At 60.2% G+C, this 10031-nt stretch carries 5 protein-coding genes and 3 pseudogenes; 5 read left to right on the top strand and 3 right to left on the bottom strand.

Annotated features, from left to right (window positions below; all coding sequences use genetic code 11):
* The first annotated feature begins 168 nt into the window (after window positions 1-168).
* The 3 genes and pseudogenes from IQK56_RS25800 to IQK56_RS25790 all read left to right on the top strand — a co-directional run bounded on the left by IQK56_RS25800 (window position 169) and on the right by IQK56_RS25790 (window position 3733).
* Window positions 169-828, top strand: a complete 660-nt coding sequence (locus IQK56_RS25800) for a paraquat-inducible protein A (protein WP_099583895.1) — start codon at window positions 169-171, stop codon at window positions 826-828.
* Window positions 815-1438, top strand: a complete 624-nt coding sequence (locus tag IQK56_RS25795) for a paraquat-inducible protein A (protein WP_122309007.1) — start codon at window positions 815-817, stop codon at window positions 1436-1438. Before IQK56_RS25800 ends, IQK56_RS25795 begins: the two co-directional genes overlap by 14 nt.
* Window positions 1431-3733, top strand: a pseudogene (locus tag IQK56_RS25790) (PqiB family protein). The gene IQK56_RS25795 and the pseudogene IQK56_RS25790 overlap by 8 nt, the downstream one beginning before the upstream one ends.
* Before the next feature lie 88 nt (window positions 3734-3821).
* On the opposite strand, the gene mksF reads toward IQK56_RS25790, so the two are convergent.
* From mksF to mksB, 3 genes and pseudogenes are all read right to left on the bottom strand, one after another.
* Entirely contained in the window at window positions 3822-6662 is a 2841-nt protein-coding gene (mksF, locus tag IQK56_RS25785) for an Mks condensin complex protein MksF (protein WP_150676053.1), read from the bottom strand.
* Window positions 6659-7365, bottom strand: a pseudogene (mksE, locus tag IQK56_RS25780) (Mks condensin complex protein MksE). The gene mksF and the pseudogene mksE overlap by 4 nt, the downstream one beginning before the upstream one ends.
* Window positions 7355-8632: an Mks condensin complex protein MksB gene (mksB, locus tag IQK56_RS25775; RefSeq protein ID WP_150676052.1), complete on the bottom strand. Its 1278-nt coding sequence runs from the start codon at window positions 8630-8632 to the stop codon at window positions 7355-7357. Before mksB ends, mksE begins: the two are co-directional and overlap by 11 nt.
* A gap of 148 nt (window positions 8633-8780) precedes the next feature.
* Between mksB and IQK56_RS25770 the strand changes: the two are divergent.
* Together IQK56_RS25770 and rimI are read left to right on the top strand one after the other, a co-directional pair.
* Window positions 8781-9562, top strand: a pseudogene (locus IQK56_RS25770) (energy transducer TonB).
* Window positions 9555-10007 carry a ribosomal protein S18-alanine N-acetyltransferase gene (gene rimI / locus IQK56_RS25765; RefSeq protein ID WP_099583901.1) on the top strand — a complete coding sequence of 151 codons (453 nt, stop codon included), beginning with the start codon at window positions 9555-9557 and terminating at the stop codon, window positions 10005-10007. The pseudogene IQK56_RS25770 and the gene rimI overlap by 8 nt, the downstream one beginning before the upstream one ends.
* Window positions 10008-10031 lie beyond the last annotated feature (24 nt).

Below are 10031 nucleotides of genomic sequence, written 5' to 3'. Positions count from 1 at the left end.
TAGGTCGATCGTCAAGATTAAATCCAGAACCCCTGTTTGCTAACGCAACAGGGGTTTGTTTGGGCGCTCGGAAAAGTACGGCCAGACCCACGACAAATTTGCACAGTTATTTCTGAACCAGACCACTAGAATAGGTACCTAACCTTTTTTAGAGCCAGAGCCCTATTTATGCCCGATCCGGTTGATGCCCTTGAGGTGTCGGATTTACCACTGGACGACCTGGTGGCATGCCATGAGTGCGACTTGCTGATGCGCAAACCCGTGCTCGCCCTCGGCGAAAAAGCCCAATGCCCGCGTTGCGGTTACGAACTGTACGCTCACCGCCACAATGTCGTAGAGCGCAGCCTTGCCTTGGTACTCGCTGCGCTGCTGCTGTACATCCCCGCGAACTTTCTCCCCATCATGCAGCTCAATCTGCTCGGGCAATCCTCTGAGGACACCGTGTGGAGTGGCGTAGTCGGCCTATTCGATACTGGCATGCAAGGCGTTGCTGCCGTGGTGTTTCTATGCAGCATGGGCATTCCCCTGCTCAAGTTACTCTGCCAATTGGCGGTGCTGCTCAGTATTCGTTGGAAAGTCGGACGCAGTTACGGCTTATTGTTGTACCGCATCTACCACCACATGAAAGATTGGGGAATGTTGGAGGTCTACTTGATGGGCGTGCTGGTGGCAATTGTAAAACTTGCCGACATGGCCGCCATCACGATTGGTCTGGGTCTGGTCTGCTTCGTCAGTCTATTAATGGTTCAGGTTCTGCTTGAGGTGGTGATGTCGCCGCACCAGATCTGGCAAGCACTGTCGGGAGAGGATGATCATGCGGGCGATTGATGCGGGCATTCTGATTTGTACCGAATGCCACGAGTTGAACAAGCAGGAAGCAGATGCCGATGAGCAAACCTGCACCCGTTGCGGTGCGCTGATCCATGCTCGTCGCCCCAACAGCCTCGCGCGTACCTGGGCTTTGCTGATCACCGCCGCGATTTTGTACATTCCCGCCAACCTGCTGCCGATCATGACGATCAACTCACTGGGCCAGGGTGACCCCAGCACCATCATGGCAGGTGTGATTCAACTGGTGCAGCACGGTATGTTTCCCATCGCGGCCGTGGTATTTATCGCCAGCATCCTGGTGCCCACATTCAAGCTGGTTGGCATTGGCCTGCTACTGTTCTCAGTGCAGCGTCACCAGCCGCTTTCTGCACAGCAACGCATTGTGATGTACCGCTTTATCGAATTCATTGGGCGCTGGTCCATGTTGGATATCTTCGTGATCGCCATCCTTGTGGCGGTCGTAAACTTTGGACGGCTTGCCAGTGTCGAGGCCAACCTCGGTGCTGCGGCGTTCGCCAGTGTGGTGATCTTGACGATGCTTGCCGCTGTAACTTTTGATCCCCGACTGATTTGGGATAACACGGAGTCGGACGACGACCATGAGTGATTTGCCTAAAGCTAAAACCCGCCCAGCCTCCAACTGGTCGGCCATTTGGGTGTTACCCCTTATTGCCCTGATCATCGGCGGCTGGCTGGGATGGCGTGCCTATTCCCAGCAGGGCATCGAGATCCAGGTGCGCTTTGAAAGCGGTGAAGGCATCCAGGTCAACAAGACCGAAGTGGTTTACAAGGGCATGCCCGTGGGTAAGGTCAAAGCCTTGGCCTTGGATGACGAGGGCAACAATCGCGGGGTGATTGCCACCATCGAGATGAACAAAGACGTCGATCAATACCTCAAGACCAACACGCGCTTCTGGCTGGTCAAACCCAGCGTCAGCCTCGCCGGTATCACTGGCTTGGAAACCCTGGTTTCGGGTAACTACATCGCCGCCAGCCCTGGCGATGGCGAACCCACACGTAAATTCAAGGCGCTCTCTGAAGAGCCGCCGTTATCCGACGCCAAGCCCGGTCTGCATCTGACCATCAAGGCTGATCGTCTAGGCTCGCTGAACCGTGGCAGCCCGGTCTTCTACAAGCAGATCCAGGTCGGTCAGGTCAAAAGCTACCTGCTGTCCGAGGATCAGAGCACCGTTGAGATCAAGGTCTACATCGAACCGACTTACGCTAACCTGGTGCGCAAACACACGCGTTTCTGGAATGCCAGCGGCATCAGCATCGACGCCAACCTTTCCGGTGTGAAAGTGCGCAGTGAGTCGCTCTCCAGCATCGTCGCCGGCGGTATAGCGTTCGCCACTCCGGAAAACCGAAAAGACAGCCCACCCACCGATCCAAGCCTGCCCTTCCGGCTATACGAAGACTTCGACGCCGCCGCCGCTGGCATCAGGGTCAAGGTCAAGCTCACCGACTTCGAAGGCCTGCAAGCTGGGCGTACCCCGGTGATGTACAAAGGCATCCAGGTCGGCAGCCTCAAAACCCTGAAGATCGACCCGGACCTGTCCAGCGCCAACGCCGAGTTGACCCTCGACCCATTGGCCGAAGACTACCTGGTGCAGGACACCCAATTCTGGGTGGTCAAGCCGTCCATTTCCCTGGCAGGCATCACCGGCCTGGAAGCGTTGGTAAAAGGTAACTACATCGCCATCCGTCCTGGCGATAAGGGCAGCGCTCCTCAGCGTGAATACGTCGCCCGCGCCAAAGCACCACCGCTGGACCTGCGCTCCCCTGGCCTGCACATGGTGCTATTCACCGATAACCTTGGCTCCCTGGATGTCGGCAGCCCGATCCTCTACAAGCAGGTCAAGGTCGGTTCGGTGCAGAGCTACCAGTCTCGCGCAAGAACAAGCAACTGGTGATTGGCGTTCACATCGAGAAGGAATACGAAAACCTGGTCAACGGTTCCACGCGATTCTGGAATGCCAGTGGCGTCACGCTGACCGGTGGCCTCACCGGCGGCATCCAGGTGAAGAGTGAATCCCTCGCCAGCCTGATGGCCGGCGGCATCGCCTTCGAAACCCCACAGCCGAATGTACCCCTGAAAAAACGCATTCCGCGTTTCCGCTTGTTCGCTGACCGTGAAGCCGCCAACCAGCACGGCACTCTGGTGACCATCAAGGTAGACCGCGCCGATGGCCTGCGCCCAGGCACTGCAGTACGTTTCAAAGGCCTGGATGTCGGCAAGATCGAGAGTGTCGACCTGAGTGCCGATATGCAGTCGGTGCTGCTCAGTGCTCGTATCACCCAGGTGGCAGACCGGATTGCACGTGCCGGCAGCCAGTTCTGGGTGGTCAAGCCTGAACTCGGCCTGATGAAAACCTCCAACCTGGAAACCCTGGTCACCGGCCAATACATCGAAGTGCAACCCGCAGTAAAAAGTTCGGGGCCGCAAAAGAGCTTCGTCGCCCTGGACCAGCCGCCTGAGGTAGTACACCAAGAGGAAGGCCTGAGCCTCACGCTCAGCGCCGCACGCCGTGGCTCGTTGAAGGAAGGTGTGCCTGTGACTTACCGTGAGGTTACCGTGGGCAAAGTCACGGGCTACGAGTTGGGCCAAACCGCTGACCGCGTGCTGATCCACATCCTGATCGAGCCCAAGTACGCATCGCTGGTGCGTGGTGGCAGTCGTTTCTGGAATACCAGTGGCTTCGGTCTCGACTTCGGCCTCTTCAAAGGCGCTACGGTACGGACTGAGTCCTTGGAGACGCTGGTTGCCGGCGGTATCGCCTTCGCCACGCCAGACGGCGAGCGGATGGGTAATGCTGCGCGGCCACAGCAGACCTTCCCGCTGTTCGACAAGTTTGAAGATGAATGGCTGACCTGGGCGCCTAAGATCCCGCTCGGCAAGTAGACCCAGGCGCGGCTATCGGGGGCAAGCCCCAGATACAAAAAAGGCCCCTGGGGAGAACCCAGGGGCCTTTGCATGTCAGCCGAAAAAATCAGACCTCATCCAACTCCGGCTCATCCGCCTGCACGTTCACCGTGGCCTTCACTACATCGTGACGACGGATGTACTTCCAATCCGCCTCATCGATGTAGATCCCGTTCGGCCCACTGCCGCCTTCCAGGTCGATAGCTACCTGGGCAGACACCTGCGGCTTCACACTCGCCAGGATCGGCACGAAGCCCAGTTGCAGGCTGGTTTCCAGCAACGCGGCCTGATTCTTCTCATCGATGTCCGCCGCTTCATCCAGGTAGTACGGCAAGCGCACACGCCCTGCCTGGTCGCGGTCCATCAAGTGCAGCAACAAGTACATGTTGGTCAGTGCCTTGATAGTCATGGTGGTGCCGTTGGACGCCGCACCATCAATGTCGGTATGAATTACCGGCTGACCATTCACCTTGGTGATCTCAAACGCCAGCTCGAACAAGTCCTTGAGGCCCAACTGGTTGTGGTTGGCCGCCACCAGACGCGCCAGATACTCCTTAGCCTCTTCGTTCTTGTTGTCTTGCTCGGCGCTCTGGCTGAGGTCGAACACCGACAGCGTTTCGCCTTCCTCGTACTGACCCGCACTGTGGATGATCTGGTCGATATGCTTGAGCGCTTCTTTGTTCGGCGCCAGCACGATGCGGAAGCTTTGCAGGTTGGACACCTGGCGCTTGTTGATCTCGCGGTTGAACAACGCCAACTGGTGCTCGAGGCTGTCGTAGTCGCTGCGGATATTGCGCAGGGTCCGAGCGATATCGGTCACCGCCGCGCGGCGGGCCTTGCCCAGCGTCAGCGCTTCATCAGTGCGGTGGGCATAGGCATTGATCAGCAGTTGCAGACGGCGCTCAACATCATCCTCGCTGTCGAACTTGGCCACGCCCTTGAGGCGCACCTGGGCATACAGCGCTTCGATCTGGCCATCAGCGCGCAGCAGACCTTGCCAGCTGTCCTGATAGTCATTGAGCAACGGCAGCAGGTTGTCCATGGAGTCGTCGACCGGGTCCATGAACGGCGTGCCGAACGGCAAATCCGCTGGCAACAACTGACGACGGCGCAAGGCATCGTCCAGCGTACGTTGCTTGGCTTCCATATCGCCAATCTGCCGGCCGACCAGTTGCAGCTTCGCCGACAGTTGCTGGACACGTTCGGTAAACGCATCGCTGGAACGCTTCAACTCGTCCTGGGCGGCTTCCATCTGCGCCAGGTTTTCCAGCTTCTCGCCTTCTTCGGCGCTCAGGGTTTGCGCACGGCGGAAGTCTTCCAGGGCCTTTTGCGCGTCCAGCACCTGCTGGTAGAGCGCCTCGGTCTGGGTCTTGCTTGCGGCGCGGTCGGACGCTACAGCCTGCTGCGTCTTGAGTTGCTTGAGTTCTTTTTCCAGGCGTTCCTTCTGGTCACGCAACGCTGCGCGATCTGCCAGGGCCTGCAACGCCGGCGGCTCGATGTGGGAGATGTCGATGGACAGCCCCGGCACTTCAAAGCGCTCGCCCTTGAAGCCATCGAGGATCTGCTCCAGGGATTTGACCCACTGGCCGTCCTCGTCCAGCGTGATGCCATGCTCACCCAACGGCAGGCTGAACAACGAACTGTTGAACAGACGCATCAGACGCTCGACATCCTGCTGTGAGAATTCTTCCCGCAGTTTGGCGTAGCTGTTGTTGTCGGCGTGATCAAGCTGCTGCCTGACCGACTTCAAGCGTTTTTCCAAGTCGCGCAGACGCTCGTCCAAGTCTTCGGCGCTGAACTGGCGTGACTGCGCCAAAGCGCCCGCCAGTTCATCGTGGGCATCCTTGGCCGCCAGCAGTTGCTGCTCCAGCACCTTGACGTCATCCACCAGCGCAAAGCGATGCTTGAGCACCGACAGCTCGCCCAACCACCGCTGAATCCCGCTGATCTCACGCTCCAGGCGCATCAACTCCTGGGTACCGCCACGCTGATCGTTCTGCAGCGCGTCCTGCTCGTTGCGGTAGTGCTCGGCCTGGATGGTCAGCTCTTCCTTGCGCGCACTGGCATAGTCCGACCAGGTGCCCAGCAGCGAGTCCAGCAGCGGCGACAGCCGATGCAGTTTGCCGCGCAGGGTGTCGCGCTGGCGAACGCCATTGGCCAGTGCCTCCACCAGAGGACCTGCGGCGACCAGGGAGTTGTAATCCTGTTCCATGCGTCGCACATCGCGGAAGGCTTCTTCGCACGCGGCGATGTAATCCACGCTGCCGGAACGCAGGCTGTGTTCGAAGGCATCGAGGAACAATTGCTTGAGCTTGGCCGCCGTAATCTCGCGCATGTGCAGCAAGTTGATAAACAACGCACGGAAGGTCTTCAGACTCTGTTCGCTAGTGGAGCGTAGCGGAATCAGCGTCAGGTCCAGCGGGATCGACGTGTGGCCGCCCACCAGCAAGCGGCGCAGTTCGTCCGGCTTGAGTTCATAGGCCTTCAGGCCTTCGCGCTCAAGGTTGGTGAACAGCTCTTTCTGACGCAGGCACGTGTCGTTCTTTTGATAGTGGGCCAGGTCCAGCTTGCCCGCATAGGCGAAGAACTGGTGACCGAAACCACCGCCCGGGCCGCGTCCGACCACGCCGATCACGTGTGGGCCGTGGGGCAGGGAGACTTCCACCAATATGTAGCTGGTGTCGGTAGCAAAGTAGAAGCGCCGCGATTGCTCCAGGGTGTACTTGCCGAAACTCATGTCCGACATGCGTGCCAGGATCGGAAACTGCAAGGCGTTGATCGACGCGGATTTCCCCAGGTTGTTCGCGCCGTACACCGACAGCGGCTCTTCCAGCGGGAACAGACCCAAGCTGTAACCAGCGGTGTTCAATAGGGCGAAGCGGCGGATGCCGTAGCGTTCCTTGCTCATGCATCAGTCTCCTGTTCTTCGGCAATGGCGCGGGCCAGTGCGTCTTCTTCGCTTTCTTCTGCGAAGTCGCTGAGGTCCAGCGGGTCATCGGTCTTCAGCAGTTTTTCATCGCTGTCTTCGTCGATGATCACCGGCGCCGGCAGTGGCAACACGCTGTGTACGCTGGCCGCCAGGTCGCGGTCCTGCTGCACCGACAGGCACACGTCGAGAAAGCGGTGCATCGGCGGCAGGAAACGATAAATGCCGTTGTCTTCGCTGGCAAAACCCAGCTGGTCATGCGGCGCATGATTTTTTCTTCGAGTTCTTCCTGGGTCTGTACTTCGGCCTGGATAAACAGGTCGCGGTACTTTTCCAACAGCGACGGCAGCTCATCACGGCCCAGGCTGCCACCGTCGAGCACGGCGATCGGGTCGCGGCCCTGATCGGCCAGGTGCTCGACGATGATGAAGGTGAACAACGCCAGGCGCTGGGCGGTCTTGTTGACCTGCGCGCTGGCAATCGCGGAGTCTGGCACGAAGTAATAGAAACCCCGGGTGTCGCACACCAGCTCAAAGCCCAGGGCCTTGAACAGCGTGCGGTACTGGTCCTGGAAGTTCGACAGTTGCGCGTACAGCTCCGGGTCGCGGCGGCTGACGTGGTAACCCTTGAACAGCTCGCGAAAAATCGGCGCCAGCTGGGACAGTTCGGAAAGATCAAGATGCATGAGGTGTGCTCGCGGAATTCTCGGTCGCGTCAACGGCGGCCGGGAGCAGGGCGAATGAGCGCAGGCTGACCTGGTGCTCGTGTGTGTGGTAGTCGCGGCGTTCCAGGCGTTCGCGCTTGAAGCGCTTCTCACGGGACAGTCGCGAGAACCAGTACAGCAATTCGTCGGTGGCGCCGTCCGGTTCCTGCTCCAGCAGCCAGGTCATCAGGTCCGGCATCGGCAGGGCGTCTTCGCACCGCTCCAGCATTTCCTTGACCGTACGCGGCGCACGCTGGGCTTCGCCCTTGTGGGATTTGTGCGCCTTGGGGAACCGTGCCGGTTTCGGCTCGAAATTCGCCAGGGCATACACATAGGCTTCCACCTGACTCGCGCTACCAAGGAAGGTACTTTGCGGCCGGGTGAACATGGGCATGGCGGCCTGCGGCACCGCATCCAGGCCTTTGCGGCGGATGGCCGACAGCGCCAGTGCCGCGCCACGGGTCACGGCGTTGTGCCGGCGCGCTTCTTCACGCAGCGGCAACAGCAGCTCGCGGGCATGACGCAAGGTCAGCTGGGCGCTGGTCTGCATTTCGAGGATGCGCGCGTGGGTGCGCAGCAGCATGTCGTCGTCCACCAGGTGGCCAAGACGCTGTTGCTCGGTAAGCATGCGCAGCAGCACATTCTCGACCTTGCGCACGCCTTGCTCGAAGGCGCCGTCGGCGTTTACCAGTTGGATCATGGGTTCGACGTATTCGTCCCAGGTCGCCAGCACTTCGGCGTAACGCTGGCGCAACGGGATCTGCCGGTCGCTGGTCTTGGCCCGGTCAGCCACGGCCGCGAGGGCTTGTTCGTCGTTGGCGAGTTTTTTCAGCACATCCCGCACGCGCATATCCAGCAGGCGCAGTTGGCGGGCCAGGTCGTGGCCATCACGGATGTCGAAGGCGTCCTGGATATAGCCGGCCAGGCGCTCAAGATGGCGCAGGTAGGCTTCGATTTCCAGGCACAGGCCAAGCCGGTGCTCCTTGCGAAGATAAGCCAGGAAATCGTGGATCTGCGCGTTGAGCTCGAAACGGTTCGGGCTCTTGGCGACAGGCACCAGGATATCCAGGCGAATCCACACGTCCAGCAGGCTGGTGATGTCCTGGGGCGTGCTGTCCAGTTGTTGGGCGGCCAGTTGGGCGCGCAGCTCGCCCAGGCTGAGGGTGCCTTGGTCGAAGTGTTCGCACAGTGGCTCAAGTAAGGCCCAGTGTTCGGCGAGGGCGCGCAGGACGCGCTTGGGTTCGATCATGGGAATGGCCGGCTGGTTGGCGATTAAAAGTCGCGATTGTACTGCATCAGACGCAGGATTTATCCACAGCCGGTCAGTGCGCAGTGGGCGATTGTTACCGAACAGCGGTAGAATCCCCGCTCTTTACTTATCCACAAGTGGCCGAGCTGTGCTTATCGAGTCCCGACGTCGCGCTTACTTGACCGCCATGCAAGTGGTCAACTGGTTGCCCCGCACCGAACTGCCGTTTGCCGCGCCGTCGCGGCCGAGCTGCTGCAGGCGCTTGAGCCCTATGAGGCGTTCGAGTCTTCGGGCGAGGAGGCCGCCGCCCCGGTGGCGGTGGTCAAGCCGCAGCCGCAGGCGCGCCCGGCGGTCGAGCGCGCCAAGATCGAAGTGCCACGCCCGTCGCCGATAGCCAAGCCCGTGGTCGCCGAGGCAGAGGCCCCGGTGGTCAAGGCCCCGGTAGTGCCGCCACCACGCTTTGCCCTGCAATTGCTGCGCGCCGGGCGCTGCCTGCTACTGGTGGAGTTACCCACCGGCGAGCGTTTCCAGACCCGCGATCCCGCTTATATGCTGCTCAAAGACATGCTGCGCGCCGCCGGTTTGCCCGACAGCCCGCAAATCGTCGGTGACCCGGTGCGCTGGCCGCTGCTGGTGCGCGGCACCATGGACCAGGGCCCGGAAGCGGCGCGGGATTTTGTGCAGAGCTTTGTCTCGGCGCGCCTGGAAGACGAACCCTGTGTGTGCCTGTGGCTGATCGGCCTGCCCGCCGTGCGGTTTGCCGGCGAAGCCAATGCCGAGTCCTGGTACCGCGAACTGCAGGTCGAAGGCCTGGGTTCGGTATGGGCCCTGCCGGGCCTCGAATTATTAATGGAAGAGCCACAGCGTAAGGCTGATGTCTGGCAAGCCATGCGCCGGCTGATGGCGCGCTGGAAAACAACCGATGAGTGAGGCTTTATCCTTCCGCCCGATGACCGAGGCTGACCTCGACGCCGTGCTGAAAATCGAATACGCGGCGTTCAGCCATCCCTGGACTCGCGGCATTTTTATGGACGGTCTGGGCAAGTACCAGATCTGGCTGATGTTTGAAGGTGAGCAGCAGGTGGGTCACGGCGTCGTGCAGATCATCCTCGACGAGGCGCATTTGCTCAACATCACCGTCAAGCCGGAAAACCAGGGCCGTGGTTTGGGCTTGAGCTTGCTCGAACACCTGATGTCTCGGGCCTATGAGGCCAAGGCGCGGGAATGCTTCCTGGAAGTGCGCGACAGCAATACCGGCGCGTTTCGTTTATATGAGCGTTATGGCTTCAATGAGATCGGCCGTCGGCGGGACTACTACCCGGCCGTCGGCGGTCGCGAAGATGCTGTCGTGATGGCCTGCACTCTCGTCGACTAACCACCGAAGTCCATGTGGGAGGGG

This window comes from Pseudomonas cyclaminis (assembly GCF_015163715.1).
GTDB classification, from domain to species: Bacteria; Pseudomonadota; Gammaproteobacteria; order Pseudomonadales; family Pseudomonadaceae; genus Aquipseudomonas; species Aquipseudomonas cyclaminis.
The sequence above is the reverse complement of the archived record's forward strand: the minus strand, read 5'-3'. Positions and strand labels throughout refer to the sequence as shown.